The sequence below is a fragment of the Enterobacter cloacae complex sp. P42RS genome, assembly GCF_014930595.1.
GTDB classification, from domain to species: Bacteria; Pseudomonadota; Gammaproteobacteria; order Enterobacterales; family Enterobacteriaceae; genus Enterobacter; species Enterobacter bugandensis.
Genome location: NZ_JADBRK010000002.1, coordinates 314561 through 333371 on the forward strand (window position 1 = coordinate 314561; position 18811 = coordinate 333371).

General features: G+C 56.0%; 17 protein-coding genes. 14 read left to right on the forward strand and 3 right to left on the reverse strand.

Annotated features, from left to right (window positions below; all coding sequences use genetic code 11):
* The first annotated feature begins 10 nt into the window (after positions 1-10).
* From IM314_RS04855 to flgL, 4 genes are all read left to right on the forward strand, one after another.
* Positions 11-1102 (forward strand): flagellar basal body P-ring protein FlgI, encoded by a 1092-nt coding sequence (locus IM314_RS04855; protein ID WP_028012706.1) that lies wholly within the window; start codon positions 11-13, stop codon positions 1100-1102.
* Complete coding sequence (flgJ, locus tag IM314_RS04860; protein WP_041910522.1) at positions 1102-2055, forward strand: flagellar assembly peptidoglycan hydrolase FlgJ; 954 nt, start codon at positions 1102-1104, stop codon at positions 2053-2055. The genes IM314_RS04855 and flgJ overlap by 1 nt, the downstream gene beginning before the upstream one ends.
* A gap of 75 nt (positions 2056-2130) precedes the next feature.
* On the forward strand, positions 2131-3771 hold the full coding sequence (gene flgK, locus IM314_RS04865; protein WP_193358693.1) for a flagellar hook-associated protein FlgK: 1641 nt from the start codon (positions 2131-2133) through the stop codon (positions 3769-3771).
* Between the two features lie 14 nt (positions 3772-3785).
* Positions 3786-4739: a flagellar hook-associated protein FlgL gene (flgL, locus tag IM314_RS04870; protein ID WP_028012709.1), complete on the forward strand. Its 954-nt coding sequence runs from the start codon at positions 3786-3788 to the stop codon at positions 4737-4739.
* Between the two features lie 75 nt (positions 4740-4814).
* Here flgL and IM314_RS04875 read toward each other — a convergent pair whose 3' ends face one another.
* Positions 4815-6029: an MFS transporter gene (locus tag IM314_RS04875; protein WP_193358694.1), complete on the reverse strand. Its 1215-nt coding sequence runs from the start codon at positions 6027-6029 to the stop codon at positions 4815-4817.
* A 109-nt stretch (positions 6030-6138) separates the two neighbouring features.
* Here IM314_RS04875 and IM314_RS04880 point away from each other — a divergent pair, with 109 nt between their 5' ends.
* Complete coding sequence (locus tag IM314_RS04880) at positions 6139-7077, forward strand: LysR family transcriptional regulator (protein ID WP_028012711.1); 939 nt, start codon at positions 6139-6141, stop codon at positions 7075-7077.
* A gap of 41 nt (positions 7078-7118) precedes the next feature.
* On the opposite strand, the gene rne is transcribed toward IM314_RS04880, so the two are convergent.
* Positions 7119-10226, reverse strand: coding sequence for a ribonuclease E (gene rne / locus IM314_RS04885; RefSeq protein ID WP_153656067.1), 3108 nt, complete (start codon positions 10224-10226; stop codon positions 7119-7121).
* Positions 10227-10798: 572 nt separating this feature from the next.
* On the opposite strand from rne, the gene rluC reads away from it, so the two are divergent.
* The gene (gene rluC, locus IM314_RS04890) at positions 10799-11746 is read left to right on the forward strand and encodes a 23S rRNA pseudouridine(955/2504/2580) synthase RluC (RefSeq protein WP_193358695.1); all 948 of its coding nucleotides are present in this window, start codon (positions 10799-10801) and stop codon (positions 11744-11746) included.
* Positions 11747-11825: 79 nt separating this feature from the next.
* Here the strand turns inward: rluC and IM314_RS04895 are convergent, their stop codons facing one another.
* On the reverse strand, positions 11826-12410 hold the full coding sequence (locus tag IM314_RS04895) for a nucleoside triphosphate pyrophosphatase (RefSeq protein WP_193358696.1): 585 nt from the start codon (positions 12408-12410) through the stop codon (positions 11826-11828).
* A 140-nt stretch (positions 12411-12550) separates the two neighbouring features.
* Here IM314_RS04895 and yceD point away from each other — a divergent pair, with 140 nt between their 5' ends.
* The 8 genes from yceD to fabF all read left to right on the forward strand — a co-directional run bounded on the left by yceD (position 12551) and on the right by fabF (position 18753).
* On the forward strand, positions 12551-13072 hold the full coding sequence (gene yceD, locus IM314_RS04900) for a 23S rRNA accumulation protein YceD (RefSeq protein ID WP_006174678.1): 522 nt from the start codon (positions 12551-12553) through the stop codon (positions 13070-13072).
* 16 nt (positions 13073-13088) lie between these two features.
* Entirely contained in the window at positions 13089-13262 is a 174-nt protein-coding gene (gene rpmF, locus IM314_RS04905; RefSeq protein WP_003857964.1) for a 50S ribosomal protein L32, read from the forward strand.
* 80 nt (positions 13263-13342) lie between these two features.
* Positions 13343-14377, forward strand: a complete 1035-nt coding sequence (gene plsX, locus IM314_RS04910) for a phosphate acyltransferase PlsX (protein ID WP_193358697.1) — start codon at positions 13343-13345, stop codon at positions 14375-14377.
* 6 nt (positions 14378-14383) lie between these two features.
* On the forward strand, positions 14384-15337 hold the full coding sequence (locus IM314_RS04915; protein WP_193358698.1) for a beta-ketoacyl-ACP synthase III: 954 nt from the start codon (positions 14384-14386) through the stop codon (positions 15335-15337).
* A 15-nt stretch (positions 15338-15352) separates the two neighbouring features.
* Complete coding sequence (gene fabD / locus IM314_RS04920) at positions 15353-16282, forward strand: ACP S-malonyltransferase (RefSeq protein WP_028012717.1); 930 nt, start codon at positions 15353-15355, stop codon at positions 16280-16282.
* Positions 16283-16294: 12 nt separating this feature from the next.
* Complete coding sequence (fabG, locus tag IM314_RS04925) at positions 16295-17029, forward strand: 3-oxoacyl-ACP reductase FabG (protein WP_010429699.1); 735 nt, start codon at positions 16295-16297, stop codon at positions 17027-17029.
* A 154-nt stretch (positions 17030-17183) separates the two neighbouring features.
* Complete coding sequence (gene acpP, locus IM314_RS04930) at positions 17184-17420, forward strand: acyl carrier protein (protein WP_003857954.1); 237 nt, start codon at positions 17184-17186, stop codon at positions 17418-17420.
* 91 nt (positions 17421-17511) lie between these two features.
* Positions 17512-18753 carry a beta-ketoacyl-ACP synthase II gene (fabF, locus tag IM314_RS04935; RefSeq protein ID WP_045630098.1) on the forward strand — a complete coding sequence of 414 codons (1242 nt, stop codon included), beginning with the start codon at positions 17512-17514 and terminating at the stop codon, positions 18751-18753.
* The last annotated feature ends 58 nt before the right edge of the window (positions 18754-18811 follow it).

Here is an 18811-nt window from a genome sequence, read left to right on the forward strand (position 1 = left end):
GAGGTGACCCATGTTTAAATCGATCTTCGCCGCGGCGCTGGTTCTTGTCGCAACGTTTGCCCAGGCCGACCGCATTCGCGATCTCACCAGCGTTCAGGGCGTCCGCGGGAACTCGCTGATTGGCTATGGCCTGGTGGTGGGGCTGGACGGTACCGGTGACCAGACCACCCAGACGCCGTTTACCACCCAAAGCTTAAACAACATGCTTTCCCAGCTTGGCATTACCGTGCCGGCGGGAACCAACATGCAGCTAAAAAACGTGGCCGCGGTTATGGTCACTGCCTCCTACCCGGCGTTTGCGCGCCAGGGGCAGACCATTGACGTGGTGGTCTCCTCAATGGGTAACGCCAAAAGCCTGCGCGGCGGTACGCTGCTGATGACCCCGCTGAAAGGCGTCGACAGCCAGGTCTACGCGCTGGCGCAGGGGAACATCCTGGTTGGCGGGGCAGGCGCATCCGCTGGCGGAAGCAGCGTCCAGGTGAACCAGCTGAACGGCGGGCGCATCACCAACGGTGCGATCATCGAGCGTGAACTGCCGACCCAGTTTGGCGCGGGCAACACCATCAACCTGCAACTGAATAATGAAGACTTCACGATGGCGCAGCAGATTGCCGACACCATCAACCGCAGCTATGGCAATGCCACGGCACTGGATGCGCGTACCGTGCAGATCCGCACCTCCACCGGCAGCAGCAACCAGGTGCGCATGCTGGCGGATATCCAGAATCTGGAAGTGAACGTGCCGGTGCAGGATGCCAAAGTGATCATCAACTCCCGTACGGGCTCCGTGGTGATGAACCGGGAAGTGTCGCTGGATAGCTGTGCCGTGGCGCAGGGTAACCTGTCGGTGACGGTTAACCGTTCCGCCAACGTCAGCCAGCCGGATACACCATTTGGTGGCGGCCAGACGGTAGTGACGCCGCAAACGCAGATTGATTTACGCCAGAGCGGCGGTTCCCTGCAGAGCGTGCGCTCCAGCGCCAACCTGAACAGCGTGGTGCGTGCCCTGAACGCCCTGGGCGCGACGCCGATGGATCTGATGTCCATTCTGCAATCGATGCAAAGCGCGGGCTGCCTGCGCGCCAAACTGGAAATCATCTGATGCTGACCGATAGCAAACTGTTGACCAGTGCCGCCTGGGACGCCCAGTCGCTCAACGAACTGAAAGCCAAAGCAGGTAAAGACCCGGCGGCGAATATCCGCCCGGTCGCCCGCCAGGTGGAAGGGATGTTTGTACAGATGATGCTGAAAAGCATGCGCGAAACCCTGCCGAAAGACGGGATGTTCAGCAGCGATTCAACGCGTCTTTATACCAGCATGTACGACCAGCAGATTGCGCAGCAGATGACCGCCGGTAAAGGCCTCGGTCTGGCTGACATGATTGTCAAACAGACCGCCGCCGCACAGGGTGTTCAGCCAGAAGAGCAGCCGCCGCAGGTGCCGATGAAGTTCGACCTCGAAACGGTGACCAGTTATCAGAACCAGGCGCTGACGCAGATGGTGCGTAAAGCGATACCGAAGGCAACGGGCAGCGGTGACGAGGCGCTCTCCGGTGACAGCAAAGACTTCCTGGCGCAGCTTTCTCTGCCGGCACGGCTTGCCAGTGAACAGAGCGGCGTGCCTCACCACCTGATTCTGGCCCAGGCCGCGCTGGAGTCGGGCTGGGGCCAGCGCCAGATCCGCAAGGAAAACGGCGACCCGAGCTTCAACATCTTCGGCGTGAAGGCCACCTCCAGCTGGAAGGGACCGACCACGGAGATCACGACTACGGAATACGAGAACGGCGCGGCGGTGAAGGTGAAAGCCAAATTCCGCGTTTACAGCTCGTATCTGGAAGCCTTATCCGATTATGTAGGCCTGCTGAGCCGAAATCCGCGTTATACCGCCGTTACGCAGGCGGCAACGGCGGAGCAGGGCGCTCAGGCCCTGCAAAACGCGGGCTACGCGACCGACCCGAACTACGCGCGCAAGCTTACCAGCATGATCCAGCAGCTGAAATCCATGGGCGAGAAGGTCAGCAAAGCCTATAGCACAGATATCGAAAATCTGTTCTGAAAGTTCTCAAGTCCCGGTGGAGGTTGCCGATAACCTTCATCAGGACTCGTGTCTGAACGTATAAAAGGAACCCCCATGTCCAGTTTGATTAACAGCGCCATGAGTGGCCTCAGTGCCGCGCAGTCGGCACTCAATACCGTCAGTAATAATATTTCAAGCTATAACGTGGCAGGTTACACCCGCCAGACGACGGTGCTGGGTGCATCTAACAGCACGCTGACCGGCGGTGGCTGGGTGGGTAACGGGGTGTATGTCTCCGGTGTCCAGCGTGAATATGACGCTTTCATCACCAACCAGCTTCGCGCCGCGCAGACCCAGAGCAGCGGCCTGACCACGCGCTATCAGCAGATGTCAAAAATTGACGATGTGCTCTCCGATACCACCAACTCGCTTTCCACCACCCTACAGGATTTCTTTAAGAGCCTGCAAACGCTGGTGAGCAACGCGGAAGACCCGGCTGCGCGTCAGACGGTGCTGGGAAAAGCGAGCGGCCTGGTCAATCAGTTCAAAACCAACGATCAGTATCTCCGCGATCAGGATTCGCAGGTGAATACCGCGATTTCAACCAGCGTGTCGCAGATCAACAACTACGCCAAACAGATTGCCAACCTGAACGATCAGATCTCCCGTCTGACCGGCGTTGGCGCGGGCGCATCCCCGAATGATTTGCTCGACCAGCGCGATCAGCTCGTCACTGAGCTGAACAAAATCGTGGGCGTGGAAGTCTCTGTGCAGGATAGCGGCACGTATAACATCTCTTTCGGCAATGGTTACAGCCTGGTGCAGGGCAGCAAAGCTAACCAGCTGGCTGCCGTGAAGTCCAGCGCCGATCCTTCCCGCACCACGATCGCCTACGTCGATGAAGTTGCGGGTAATGTCGAGATCCCGGAAAAGATGATCACGACCGGTTCGTTAGGCGGTTTGCTGACGTTCCGTGCTGAAGATCTGGATAAAGCTCGTAACACCCTGAACCAGATGGCGCTGGCCTTTGCTGATGCGATGAACAAACAGCATGAGGCCGGTTTTGATGCCAATGGCGATGCGGGCGGTAAGCTGTTCGACTTTGGTTCTCCGGCCGTGCTTTCCAACAGCAAGAATAGCGGCACGGCGGCGGTCACTGCCACCGTTGCGGACAGCACCAAAGTTCAGGCAACGGACTATACGCTGCAGTTTAACGGCACCGACTGGACCATCACCCGTGCCTCGGACAAGACCAGCTTTACAATGAGCCCGGATGCCAGCGGTAATCTGTCGTTTGATGGCCTCAACGTGAACGTCAGCGGTTCGGCAAATACCAAAGACAGCTTTACCGTGAAGCCCGTGGCCGATGTCATCATGAATATGGAATTGTCCATCAGCGACGAGTCCAAACTGGCCATGGCTGCGGTGCAGAACGGCGGTGAGAGTGACAACCGCAACGGGCAGAAAATGCTCGATCTGCAAAACAGCAAAGTGGTTGGCGGAAACAAAACCTTCAACGATGCGTACGCTTCGCTCGTCAGCACCGTCGGGAGCACCACTGCCTCACTGAAGGTGAGCAGCCAGACAAAAGCCAACGTGGAAACGCAGTTAACCAAGCAGCAGCAGAGCATCTCTGGGGTCAACCTCGACGAAGAGTATGGCAACTTGCAGCGGTATCAGCAGTACTACCTCGCCAACGCGCAGGTACTTCAGACTGCCAGTACGCTCTTTGATGCAATTATCAACATTCGTTAAGGTTGAGGTGAATAATGCGTATTAGCACCCAGATGATGTACGAGCAGAACATGCGTGGGATCACCGATTCCCAGAGCAAATGGCTGAGCTACGGTGAGCAAATGTCGACCGGTAAGCGCGTCAACCGTCCGTCGGACGATCCTATCGCGGCTTCGCAGTCCATTGTGCTGTCACAATCTCAGTCACAAAACAGCCAGTTTGCGTTAGCGCGTACCTTTGCAACTCAGAAGGTCTCGCTGGAAGATAACGTGTTAACGCAGGTGAACGCCGCGCTCTCCAGCGTGAGCGAGAAGCTGGTCTATGCGTCGAATGGCACATTAAGCGATGACGACCGTCTTTCTCTGGCAACCGATATCCAGGGGATCCGCGACCAGCTGATGAACCTGGCTAACACGACGGATGGCAATGGTCGCTATATCTTTGCGGGATACAAAACCGAGAGTGCACCGTTTGATGCCGCAACCGGCACCTACAATGGTGGTACTGAGGCGATCACCCAGCAGGTCGATACGGCGCGAAACATGGCGATCAGCCATACCGGCCAGCAGATCTTTGAGAGCATTACCAGCAATGCACAAGAGCTGCCGGGCGGTGGGTATGGCGATACCAACATGTTTAAAATCCTTGATTCCGCCATTGCTTCGCTGAAAACGCCGATTGAGAACGATCCGGCCGCCAGCGCCGCGCAAGGCCAGGTGATTTCCAATGTGCAGATCGGTATTAAAAACGCTCAGAACAACGTTCTGACGGTCGTTGCGGATGTGGGTACCAAGCTGAACGAACTGGAAAAACTCGATACCCTGGGTGACGACCGCGCGCTGGGTCAGACTAAGCAGATGAGCGATCTGGTGGACGTGGACTGGAACGAAGCGATTTCCTCTTACACCATGCAGCAGGCGGCCCTGCAGGCCTCTTATAAAGCGTTTAGCGATATGCAGGGCATGTCTCTGTTCCAGCTGAACAAATAACATCTTGACCTCTTGGAACATGTCTTGAAACTGGGCATGTTTTACTGCCCAATCCGTCTGGATTGGGCATTTTTTTTATGCCATTTCTGCTGGTGCCGAGGCGACCCGCGCGCTTTCAATCATACGGATTGCCAGCGCAATGATGCCGCAGACCGTTGCCAGCGCAACCACGCCCGTCCAGCCAGCCAGCGTGTAAATATTGCTGCCTAACGCGGAACCCAACGCCATGCCGATAAAGATCACGGTAAAGAGCAGGGCGTTCAGACGACCCCGCGCCTGTGGCTCAAGGCTGTAAACCAGATTCTGGTGCGCGACCAGGCTGGACTGCAGGCCCAGATCGAACCCGATAGCAGAGACGGCAATCAGAATCAGCTGTCCGTGAACTCCCAGGGCGGGCATCAGGAACATCAGGGCAAACGAGACGGTCACAAGGACGGCACCAAGTTGCGTGACTTTCCCGGCACCCAGTTTATCCGCCAGGCCGCCCGCCAGCGGGGCTGCCAACGCACCGGCTGCCCCTGCGATACCAAAACCACCGGCGACGGCACTCCCGAGGTGATAGCGTTCCAGCAGCATGACCGCAAGCGTAGACCAGAAGGCGCTAAAGGCTATCGACAGAAAACCCTGGGCCAGCGCGGCACGGCGCAGAGCGGGATAGCGACGCCACAGATGTTCCATCGAGCGCAGCAGAGCGGGATAGCTCAGCGTGGAGTGAACGGCGAAACGAGGGAGTACGGCCCACATCACCACGCCGATAAACGCAATACTTCCCGCAGCCAGCTGATACATCACGCGCCAGCCAAACGCTTCGCCCACCACGCCGCTGACGGTTCGGGAGAGCAAAATGCCCAGCAGCAGACCGGTCATCACCGTACCCACGGTTTTCCCCTGTTTGCCTTCCGGCGCAAGGATCGCCGCAGCCGGGACAATATCCTGCGCCATGGTGGCGGCCATGCCGATGAGCAGGCTTGCCAGCAGCAGGGAGTGGATCTGCCCGGTCAGGCTACAGCCCAGCAGGAACAGCGCCAGGGCTGCGCTCTTTATCAGGATTAACGTTCTGCGGTCGTGGCGATCGCCGAGCGGCAGCAGGAACAGGATCCCTAAGGCATATCCCGCCTGGGTGAGGGTCGGGACCAGGCCCATTCCTTCGATACTCAGGTGAAGGTCGGCGCCCATCAGAGGCAGCAGAGGCTGGGCATAATAGATGGATGCCACGCTGAAGCCTGCACCGAGCGCCAGCATTAAGATTACCCAGCGGCTTACGGCATGGGCGACGGTTGTTGTGTTCATAAGACGTTCCTCATTCATCGTGTGAGGCTATTTTTCATCAGTACGCCTTGCGGCGGTAGCGGGCGCGGTGGTAAAACGCTTATACGTTGAACGTATAGATGAAAAGTAAATGAAAAGAGCTGAGCGTATAGACAGGGTAGAGCTGATGCGAACGTTTGTCCGCATTGTGGAGGCGGGTTCCCTTTCTGCGGCGGCACGGCAGCTGGACACCACCCAGGCCACGGTGAGCCGGCGGCTGCAGTCGCTTGAGACAATGCTGGGCGTGCGTCTGATGTTGCGCACCACCCACACGACGCGGCTGACGGATGACGGGGAGCGCTGCTATCAGCATGCCCGTCGGGTAATTGACAGCTGGCTGGCGCTGGAAGATGAGGTGGGGCAGACGGAAGATGAACCTGTAGGCGTGCTGCGAGTGCGGGCGCCGCATGCGTTTGGTCAGGATCAGCTCCTGAAACCACTAACCGAATTTCTACAGCGTTATCCGCAGCTTTCTATTGAGTGGATGCTCAACGATCGGTCGGCTGATTTTCTGGGCGACAACCTTGACTGCGCTATTCGGGTGGGAATGGAAGTCGACCCGGCGACCGTGTCCGTACTGCTGGCCGAAGTGCCGCGCTCGGTGGTGGCTTCTCCGGCATTACTGGACCGCTTTCCGACGGTTAACACCCCGGAGGATCTGCAGCAGCTTCCCTGGATTGCCATCAGCTCTTTCTACCAGCGCCATGTGGAGCTTTTTCACGAGGCATCATCCGCCACCGCGCGCGTGATAATTACCCCACGCCTGAGCACCGACAGTCTGTATGTCGCACGCAATACGGCACTCACCGGTCTTGGCGTGGCGGTAGTATCCAGCTGGACGGTACAGGATGATATCCGGGAAGGTCGGCTGGTACATTTGCTGCCAGAGTGGCAGCCGGCGGCGTTACCGGTGCATCTGGTTTACCCCTGGTCCCGCTATTATCCGGCGCGCTTGCGACGATTTCTGGAGCTAATGCGGCAGATCATGCCGGAGGTCACCGGGATGAGAAAGCCCGTGCAGCAGCCATAAAAAAAGCCGACCCGAAGGTCGGCTTTTTACTTTCTGCGTCGTTATTCGACAGACTGCGGACGCGTCGCTGGTGCAGTCGCGTGATGCGTTGCACTGTGGCCGCCTGCAGCGCCTTTACCGTCAAAGCTGAACGCCGGGCGAACCCAGTCGCTGTGACGCGGTGCTTCAGGCACATACTCTGGTGCCGGAGCGCGCGTCATTGGCGCTGTCGCAACGTGAGCAGGCGCAGGAGCGGCAACAACCTTAACCGGCTCTGGCTCCACTTCAGGCGCTTTCGCTTCTTCAACAACCGGTTCAACCTGAATCTCAACGTCCTGAACGATTTCTTCAGTGGTGGTTTCGACGAGGGTTTCAGCGGCTTCTTCCACTGCGGCTACAGGTTCAGCCTCTTCAGCGACTTCCTCAGCCACCACGACATCTTCTTCGGCGATAATCTGCGGTGCGGCATCAACCGGCGCGGCAATCACTTCAGGATGGGTGGTTTCGACGTCCACTGCGTGTGGTTCTGCCGCTTCAACAACCTGAGGTTCAACCACGGTTACTGCTTCGGTCACCGCATCTTCAACCGCTGCTACAGGAGCAATCACCTCTTCGGTCACTGCCTGCTCTTCAACAGCCTGCTCCAGGCGAGCGACCGGATAACGGATCCAGACTTTGCCGGATGCCATTTCTGGTGACGCGCACGCCACGGTCAACGGCATTGGAGACTGAGTCGGATAACGCTCGTCACGGTAGCGACGACGACGCTGGCCACTCACGCGCAGATGACGCGGAGAACGGCGGGAGCGACGCGGCATACCTGCGTTGTCACGGTTTTCACCGTTTTCATCCTGCTCAACGTTATTGTCCACGACGGCAGGCAGGTCAACTTTTGCAACCTGCGTGCCTGTTGCGGTTTCTGCCGCTTCAGCCGCAACTACGGTGGTTTCTTCTACCGGAGCCGCACCAACGCGCACTTTCTGTGACAGCTGGCGCTGCTTACGACGAGGCATCACCTGAGTACGTTCTTCCTGCTCGCCGTCCTGCTGCTCAGCGGGCTCTTCGCGGTTCAGGTTTTTAACTTCCTGCTGCGCCTGACGCTTCTCGTCGTTACGACGACGGTTGCGTTCGCGGCGTGGCTGCTGCTCGTCGCGCTGTTTACTCTTCTCAGACTCATCGCCCGCCTGCTGGCGAATTTCACGATCTTCAACATTCTGCTGCTGTTTCTCGCGACGGTTGCGACGGTTGTCTTCGCGCTGCTCACGGCCTTCGTTATTGTCTGAACGGCTGTCACGACGCTCGTTACGGTCGCTGCGGTCGTTACGATCGCGGCGGTTGTTCTGACGCTTGCGACGGTCCTGCTGACGTTCAGGTTTGGCTGCTTTAGGTTCTTCTTTCGGCTGCTCTGGCTGAACTTCTTCACCCGCAAACATCTTCTTCAGCGCGCCGAAGAAGCGGCTCAGCAGACCCGGTTGCGCCGGCTGGACTTTCGCGGCCGTTGCTTCTGGTTTCTGCGCCGCCGGTTTGGCTGCAGGTTTTTCCAGCGCCGCTTCCGGTGGTGCTTCAGGCATAATGAAGGTCGCTAACGCAGGCTGCTCTGGCAGTTTGCGCTCGGCAGGTTCTTCATCGGAAGGCAGCGCCATCTCTTCTTCATGCAGCTTCGGCAGCAGGTAGCTGAGGGTGCTGGTCTCTTCGCCCTTACGGACACGCAGCACGTGATAGTGCGGGGTTTCCATCTGGTCGTTTGGCACGATGATGCAGCGAACGCCGCCCTGACGCGCTTCGATTGCGCTGACCGCTGCACGTTTTTCGTTCAGCAGGTAGGAGGCAATCGGTACAGGCACAATGGCGTGAACCTCTTTGGTGTTCTCTTTCAGCGCTTCTTCTTCAATCAGACGCAGGATAGAGAGAGACAGCGATTCGTTATCACGCACGGTACCGGTACCGGAGCAGCGCGGGCAGACGTGATGGCTGGACTCACCCAGCGACGGGCTCAGACGCTGGCGGGACATCTCCAGCAGGCCGAAGCGCGAGATGTGGCTAATCTGGATACGCGCGCGATCCTGACGCACCGCTTCACGCAGGCGGTTTTCAACCGCGCGCTGGTGGCGAACAGGGGTCATGTCGATGAAGTCGATAACAATCAGACCGCCCAGGTCGCGCAGGCGGAGCTGGCGGGCGATTTCATCAGCGGCTTCAAGGTTGGTGTTGAAGGCCGTCTCTTCGATGTCCCCGCCGCGGGTTGCACGCGCGGAGTTGATGTCGATAGCGGTCAGCGCTTCGGTGGTATCGATAACGATAGAACCGCCAGACGGCAGGCGCACTTCACGCTGGAAGGCGGACTCGATCTGGGATTCGATCTGATAATGGCTGAACAGCGGGATTTCACCGGTGTACAGTTTAATTTTGCTGGTGAAATCCGGACGACCCAGCGCGGCGATGTGCTGACGAGCCAGCTCAAGCACTTTCGGGTTATCGATCAGAATCTCACCGATGTCCTGACGCAGGTAATCACGGAAGGCACGCACGATAACGTTGCTTTCCTGGTGGATCAGGAACGGAGCAGGGCGGCTTTCTGCGGCTTTCTGGATAGCTTCCCAGTGCTTCAGACGGAAGCTCAGGTCCCACTGCAGCGCTTCGGCAGATTTGCCCACGCCCGCGGTACGCACGATAAGCCCCATGCCATCCGGCAGCTCAAGGCTTGCCAGCGCTTCTTTCAGCTCGGTACGGTCATCACCTTCGATACGGCGAGAGATGCCCCCCGCGCGCGGGTTGTTTGGCATCAGCACCAGATAGCTCCCCGCCAGGCTGATAAAGGTGGTCAGTGCGGCACCCTTGTTGCCGCGCTCTTCTTTATCAATCTGAACGATAACTTCCTGACCTTCACGCAGAACATCTTTGATGTTTGGGCGGCCATGGGCGTTGTAGTTTGCAGGGAAATATTCGCGGGCGATTTCTTTCAGAGGGAGGAAACCATGACGCTCAGCACCGTAATCGACAAATGCAGCTTCAAGGCTTGGTTCAATGCGGGTGATTTTACCTTTGTAAATGTTCGCTTTTTTCTGTTCGTGTCCAGGACTTTCGATATCCAGATCGTACAGGCGCTGCCCATCCACAAGGGCGACACGCAACTCTTCTTGCTGAGTTGCGTTGATTAACATTCTTTTCATCGTAACTTACTCGTTATTCTTACATTGACGACAAAGCTGCGGGCAAGGTGACGCTTTCCGGGGTATGAACCGATGGCCTCGTGTCTGTTCACGTCGCCAACCTCACGGTTGTCGCTCGCTTAAGAGGCGCAGAGTGTCGGTTGCCTGTATTTCATACGGAAACACAGCGCAATTATCAGGGGAATTGCCTGGGTAGAACTCTCCAGAGAACAATCCTTATACCGGGAAGTACTGCAACCCGCAGCCCGCTAACTGCCTGAAAGATCAATACGTCTTACGCCATTGCTGCGTGGATGATCGGTCAGACAAAATTGGTCATTCCGTCGACATCCTTACAAAACCCGGATTTAACGCGGAAAACAGCCCCATTATTCCACTGCTCGCCGGGTTATAGCAAGATGACTTTTACCAATTATCACCCGGTTACTCACAGTTTCTTCACCTCAAGGTGGTGATTGGTTTAATAACCACCAAATCGATTGCGTGAAACGGGGCGCAGGCCGGATAAAAGTAAATATAAGCATAGAAAAATGAGTGGCGCTAATGGCTGACGATATTTAGAATCGCCAACCATGAAAACAGAGACTCCAGCCGTAAAAATGGTTGCTATCGCGGATGACTACGCGGGGCAACGCATCGATAACTTCTTGCGCACCCAACTGAAGGGCGTGCCAAAGAGTATGATTTACCGCATCCTGCGTAAGGGCGAGGTGCGGGTGAATAAAAAACGCGTGAAGCCTGAGTATAAGCTCGAAGCCGGTGATGAAGTGCGTATTCCACCGGTTCGCGTGGCTGAACGTGAAGAAGAGGTGGTTTCGCCGAAGCTGCAAAAAGTCGCGGCCCTGAGCGATGTCATCCTTTATGAGGACGATCATATTCTGGTGCTGAATAAGCCATCGGGTACCGCGGTCCACGGTGGTAGCGGTCTGAGCTTCGGCGTGATTGAAGGGTTACGTGCGCTGCGTCCAGAAGCCCGTTTCCTCGAACTGGTTCACCGCCTGGACCGTGATACCTCAGGCGTGCTGCTGGTAGCGAAAAAGCGTTCAGCGCTGCGTTCCCTGCACGAGCAGCTGCGTGAGAAGGGCATGCAGAAAGATTATCTGGCGCTGGTGCGCGGTCAGTGGCAGTCCCACGTGAAGGTGGTGCAGGCCCCGCTGCTGAAGAACATTCTGCAAAGCGGCGAGCGCATTGTGCGCGTGAGCCAGGAAGGGAAACCGTCGGAGACGCGCTTTAAGGTTGAAGAGCGCTACGAGTTTGCCACGCTGGTGCGCTGCAGCCCGGTGACGGGGCGTACCCACCAGATTCGCGTGCATACCCAGTTTGCGGGCCATCCGATTGCGTTTGATGACCGCTACGGCGATCGCGAGTTCGATAAGCAACTGGCGGGTACGGGCCTGTCGCGTCTGTTCCTGCATGCGGCAGCGCTGAAGTTTACCCATCCTAATACCGGGCAAGTTATCCGTATTGAAGCGCCGCTGGATGAGCAGTTGAAACGCTGCCTGAAGGTTCTGCGCGGCTGATTAGGTGCCGGGTGGCGCTGCGCTTACCCGGCCTACGAAACCCGTAGGCCCATGCAAGCGAAGCGCCGCTGGGCATAACTTACACGATCAGCGGATTACACTCTTCTCGCCGTAACATCTGGCACAAGGCAATCAGCGGCAATCCCACCAATGTGTTCGGATCCCGACCGTCCAGCTTGTCGAATAGCGCAATCCCCAGTCCTTCACTCTTAAAGCTTCCTGCGCAGTTCAGCGGACGTTCCCGGCGCACGTAGTCCATAATCTCCTGCTCACTAAGATGGCGGAAGTGCACGTCGAACGGCTCGCATTCGGTTTGCAGGTGGCCTGAGGCGGAGTTATAGAGCGCCAGTCCTGTATAAAAGGTCACGATAGTGCCACGCGCACGCAGAAGCTGCTGGCAGGCGTTCTCTTCCGTATGCGGCTTGCCGGTGATCTCTCCGTCCAGTACACAAACCTGATCGGAGCCTATAATCAAATGGGCGGGATAACGTGCGGCCAGCGATTGGGCTTTCTCTTGTGCGAGACGGGTTACCAGATGACGCGGGGATTCGCCCGGTTGTGGCGTTTCGTCAACGTCGGGGGCTACGCACTCGAACGGGATCCCGAGCTTTTCCAGCAGCATTCGACGGTAGGGTGACGTGGAGGCGAGAACGAGATTTGGCATATTTTTATCACCAGATATAGCGTATCGATGCCAGCCATTTTAAACTACAGGCCGCAATGTGTGCGAATAATTGGCAAAAGGCAGCTCTGGTTGCCTTTTTCTTTGACTCTATGACGTTACAAAGTTAATATGCGCGCCCTATGCAAAAGGTAAAATTACCCCTGACTCTTGATCCGGTTCGTACGGCTCAAAAACGCCTTGATTACGAAGGAATCTATTCTTCCGATCAGGCTGAGCGTATTGCCGAATCCGTAGTCAGTGTGGACAGTGATGTAGAATGCTCCATGTCGTTCGCTATCGACAACCAGCGTCTCGCCGTTTTAACCGGTGATGCTAAGGTGACGGTAACCCTCGAATGTCAGCGTTGCGGGAAACCGTTTGTACAGCATGTTCACACAACGTATTGTTTCAGTCCGGTTCGTTCTGACGAGCAGGCTGAAGCACTCCCGGAAGCGTATGAGCCGATTGAGGTTAACGAATTCGGTGAAATCGATCTTCTGGCTCTGGTTGAAGATGAAATCATCCTCACCTTGCCAGTCGTTCCGGTGCATGATTCTGAACACTGTGAAGTGTCCGAGGCGGACATGGTCTTTGGGGAACTGCCTGATGAAGCGCAAAAACCAAACCCATTTGCCGTATTAGCCAGCTTAAAGCGTAAGTAATTAAGGAGTAAGGTCCATGGCCGTACAACAGAATAAACCAACCCGTTCCAAACGTGGCATGCGTCGTTCCCATGACGCGCTGACCGCAGTTACCAGCCTGTCTGTAGACAAGACTTCTGGTGAGAAACACCTGCGTCACCACATCACCGCTGACGGTTTCTACCGCGGCCGCAAGGTTATCACTAAGTAATCACGCGTTAGCGTGATTAGGCTTAGTGAGGATTTCCCCGTGCAAACGGGGAAGTTACCGAACCAGGCTGCGACGATACCTTGACACGTCTAACCCTGGCGTTAGATGTCATGGGGGGCGATTTTGGCCCTTCCGTGACAGTGCCTGCAGCATTGCAGGCACTGAATTCTAATTCGCAACTCACACTTCTTTTAGTCGGCAATCCCGACACAATCACGCCATTACTTGCAAAAGCTGACTTTGAACAACGTTCACGTCTGCAGATTATTCCTGCACAGTCGGTTATTGCCAGTGATGCCCGTCCATCGCAGGCTATTCGTAATAGCCGCGGCAGTTCTATGCGAGTGGCGCTGGAACTGGTAAAAGAAGGGCGAGCGCAAGCTTGCGTCAGTGCGGGCAATACCGGCGCGCTGATGGGGCTGTCGAAATTATTGCTCAAACCCATTGAGGGCATTGAGCGTCCGGCGCTGGTGACGGTGTTACCGCACCAGCAAAAGGGTAAAACGGTGGTGCTGGATCTCGGTGCCAACGTGGATTGTGATAGTACAATGCTGGCTCAGTTCGCCGTCATGGGCTCGGTGCTGGCTGAAGACGTAGTGGGAATTCACAATCCCCGCGTTGCGTTACTGAATATTGGTGAAGAAGAGACCAAAGGCCTGGACAGCATTCGTGACGCTGCCGAATTGCTCAAACAGGTTCCCTCCATCAACTATATTGGTTATCTCGAAGCCAATGAGTTGCTGACGGGTAAGACAGATGTATTAGTGTGTGATGGCTTCACCGGAAACGTAACGTTGAAGACTATGGAAGGGGTGGTGCGAATGTTCCTCTCTCTGCTGAAATCGCAGGGGGAAGGTAAAAAAAGCGCCTGGTGGCTGATTTTATTAAAGCGTTGGTTACAAAAAAGCCTGACGCGGCGATTCAGTCACCTCAACCCCGACCAGTATAATGGCGCCTGTCTGTTAGGATTGCGCGGCATTGTGATTAAGAGTCACGGTGCGGCCAATCAGCGAGCCTTTTCCGTCGCGATAGAACAGGCAGTGCAGGCGGTGCAGCGACAAGTTCCTCAACGGATTGCCGCTCGCCTGGAATCTGTATTAGCTAAAAGTGACTGAGCGTACATGTATACGAAGATTTTAGGTACCGGCAGCTACCTGCCAACACAAGTGCGTACCAACGCCGATCTTGAAAAAATGGTAGATACGTCTGACGAGTGGATTGTCACGCGCACAGGTATCCGTGAACGTCGTATCGCCGCGCCAGACGAAACCGTGTCCACCATGGGTTACGAAGCCGCACAACGCGCTATAGAGATGGCGGGCATCGATAAAGAACAGATTGGCTTGATCGTGGTCGCCACCACGTCTGCCACGCATGCCTTCCCAAGCGCAGCGTGCCAGGTGCAGAACATGCTCGGCATTAAAGGCTGCCCGGCATTTGACGTTGCCGCCGCGTGCGCAGGTTTCACCTACGCGCTGAGCATTGCCGATCAGTATGTTAAATCTGGCTCCGTCAAATATGCGCTGGTTATCGGTGCTGACGTTTTGGCGCGTACCTGCGATCCAACCGATCGCGGAACGATTATTATTTTCGGTGATGGTGCCGGTGCGGTGCTGCTGGGGCAGTCCGAAGAGCCGGGTATCATCTCCACGCATCTGCATGCCGATGGCCGCTACGGCGAGCTGTTAACGCTGCCTAACGCCGATCGCGTTAATCCGGACAGCTCCATCTACCTGACCATGGCGGGTAACGAGGTGTTCAAAGTGGCGGTGACCGAGCTTGCGCACATTGTCGATGAGACGCTGGAAGCAAATAACCTTGAACGCACCGCGCTCGACTGGCTGGTGCCGCATCAGGCGAACCTGCGTATCATCAGCGCCACCGCTAAAAAGCTGGGCATGTCGATGGATAACGTTGTGGTGACGCTGGATCGTCACGGCAACACCTCTGCGGCGTCGGTACCGTGCGCATTTGATGAAGCGGTACGCGACGGACGAATCAAACGGGGCCAGCTGGTCTTGCTTGAAGCCTTCGGTGGCGGGTTCACCTGGGGTTCCGCGCTGGTTCGTTTCTAGTATAAGGAATAAAAAATGACGCAATTTGCTTTTGTGTTCCCGGGCCAGGGTTCTCAAACCGTTGGGATGTTGTCTGAAATGGCAGCAAACTACCCGGTCATTGAAGAGACTTTTCGTGAAGCTTCTGATGCGCTGGGTTATGATCTGTGGGCGCTGACCCAACAGGGTCCGGCCGAAGAGCTGAACAAAACCTGGCAAACTCAGCCAGCGTTGCTGACTGCGTCCGTTGCGCTGTGGCGCGTATGGCAGCAGCAGGGCGGTAAAGCGCCAGCGCTGCTCGCGGGCCATAGCCTGGGTGAATACTCTGCGCTGGTGTGCGCCGGTGTGATTGCGTTTGCTGACGCGGTGCGCCTGGTAGAACTGCGCGGTAAATTCATGCAGGAAGCGGTGCCAGAAGGAACGGGTGGCATGTCTGCCATTATTGGTCTGGATGATGCCGCGATTGCAAAAGCGTGTGAAGAATCTGCTGAAGGGCAGGTGGTTTCTCCGGTTAACTTCAACTCGCCGGGCCAGGTTGTTATTGCTGGTCATAAAGAGGCCGTTGAACGTGCCGGTGCTGCCTGTAAAGCCGCAGGCGCCAAACGCGCACTGCCGCTGCCGGTCAGCGTACCATCTCACTGCGCACTGATGAAGCCCGCAGCCGAGAAACTGGCGGCTGAGCTGGAAAAAATTACCTTTAACGCACCGACGATTTCCGTTGTGAACAACGTTGATGTGAAATGCGAAACCGCGCCGGAGGCTATCCGTGACGCACTGGTTCGCCAGCTCTATAGCCCGGTACAGTGGACCAAAACCGTTGAGTTTATGGCCTCTCAGGGCGTTGAGCACCTTTATGAAGTCGGTCCTGGTAAAGTCCTCACCGGTCTGACGAAACGTATTGTTGACACCCTGACTGCCTCGGCGATTAACGAGCCGGAAGCGATGTCAGCGGCACTCTCGCAATAAAAGAGGAATACCATGAGTTTTGAAGGAAAAATTGCCCTGGTTACTGGCGCAAGCCGCGGTATCGGGCGTGCAATTGCTGAAACACTGGTCGCGCGCGGCGCGAAGGTGATTGGTACAGCAACCAGCGAGAATGGCGCTCAGGCCATCAGCGAGTATCTGGGTGCGAACGGTAAAGGTCTGGTACTGAATGTGACCGAACCTGCATCTATCGAATCTGTTCTGGAAAATATTCGCGCAGAGTTTGGTGAAGTGGATATTCTGGTCAATAATGCCGGGATCACTCGCGACAACCTGCTGATGCGAATGAAAGATGATGAGTGGAACGATATTATCGAAACCAACCTGTCATCTGTATTCCGTCTGTCAAAAGCGGTAATGCGCGCTATGATGAAAAAGCGTCATGGTCGTATTATCACTGTTGGTTCTGTGGTTGGTACCATGGGAAATGCTGGTCAGGCTAACTACGCTGCGGCGAAAGCAGGTCTGATCGGTTTCAGTAAGTCGCTGGCGCGTGAAGTCGCGTCCCGCGGGATTACTGTAAACGTTGTTGCTCCGGGCTTTATTGAAACGGACATGACGCGTGCGCTGACTGATGATCAGCGTGCGGGTACGCTGGCGGCAGTTCCGGCGGGTCGTCTTGGCGACCCTAAAGAAATCGCCAGTGCGGTTGCATTTTTAGCCTCTGACGAAGCGGGTTACATCACTGGTGAGACCCTCCACGTCAACGGCGGGATGTACATGGTTTAATCACGATCGAAAATATTTGCGTTATTAGGGCAAATGGCCTCAAAATAACGTAAAATCGTGGTAAGACCTGCCGGGATTTAGTTGCAAATTTTTCAACATTTTATACACTACGAAAACCATCGCGAAAGCGAGTTTTGATAGGAAATTTAAGAGTATGAGCACTATCGAAGAACGCGTTAAGAAAATTATCGGCGAACAGCTGGGCGTTAAGCAGGAAGAAGTTGTGAACTCCGCTTCCTTCGTTGAAGACCTGGGCGCAGATTCTCTTGACACCGTTGAGCTGGTAATGGCTCTGGAAGAAGAGTTTGATACTGAGATTCCGGACGAAGAAGCTGAGAAAATCACCACCGTTCAGGCTGCCATTGATTACATCAACGGTCACCAGGCGTAAGTGAACATCTCCAGGCGGTCATTCGACCGCCTGAGTTTTATCTTTTTTAGTCCCACGTATCTCTTTTTTTATCCCTCCCTGGAGGACAAACGTGTCTAAGCGTCGTGTAGTTGTGACCGGACTTGGCATGTTGTCTCCTGTCGGCAATACCGTAGAGTCTACCTGGAAAGCTCTCCTTGCCGGTCAGAGCGGCATCAGCCTAATCGACCATTTCGATACTAGCGCCTATGCAACGAAATTTGCTGGCTTAGTAAAGGATTTTAACTGTGAAGAGATCATCTCGCGCAAAGAACAGCGCAAGATGGATGCCTTCATTCAATATGGAATTGTCGCTGGCGTTCAGGCCATGCAGGATTCTGGCCTTGAGATTACGGAAGAGAACGCAACCCGTATCGGCGCCGCTATTGGCTCCGGGATTGGCGGTCTTGGCCTGATCGAGGAAAACCATACATCGCTGATGAATGGCGGACCGCGTAAGATCAGCCCGTTCTTCGTTCCGTCCACGATTGTTAACATGGTGGCAGGTCACCTGACCATTATGTTCGGCCTGCGTGGTCCAAGCATCTCTATCGCTACCGCGTGTACGTCTGGCGTACATAACATCGGCCAGGCCGCGCGTATCATTGCGTACGGCGATGCAGATGCTATGGTTGCGGGCGGTGCTGAAAAAGCCAGTACCCCACTGGGTGTTGGTGGTTTCGGCGCAGCGCGTGCGCTCTCTACCCGTAACGATAACCCTCAGGCGGCGAGCCGTCCGTGGGATAAAGACCGCGATGGTTTTGTGCTGGGTGACGGCGCAGGTATGCTCGTACTGGAAGAGTACGAACATGCGAAAAAACGTGGCGCGAAAATTTATGCTGAAGTCGTTGGCTTCGGGATGAGCAGCGATGCGTATCACATGACGTCTCCTCCGGAGAACGGCGCGGGTGCTGCGCTGGCGATGGAAAATGCGATCCGTGATGCGGGTATTACCCCTGCACAGATTGGCTACGTTAACGCGCACGGCACTTCTACGCCTGCAGGCGATAAAGCAGAAGCGCAGGCGGTTAAGTCTATCTTCGGCGAGGCTGCCAGCCGCGTAATGGTCAGCTCCACGAAATCCATGACCGGTCACCTGCTGGGTGCGGCGGGTGCAGTAGAGTCAATCTACTCTATCCTTGCGCTGCGCGATCAGGCTGTGCCGCCAACCATCAACCTGGATAACCCGGATGAAGGTTGCGATCTGGACTTCGTTCCGCACGAAGCGCGTCAGGTTAGCGGTATGGAGTACACCCTGTGTAACTCCTTCGGCTTTGGCGGCACGAATGGTTCTCTGATCTTCAAAAAGGTCTGAGCCTGACTGCCTGAAAGCTATAAAAAAAGGTCCGCTTGCCGGGCCTTTTTTATTAGGG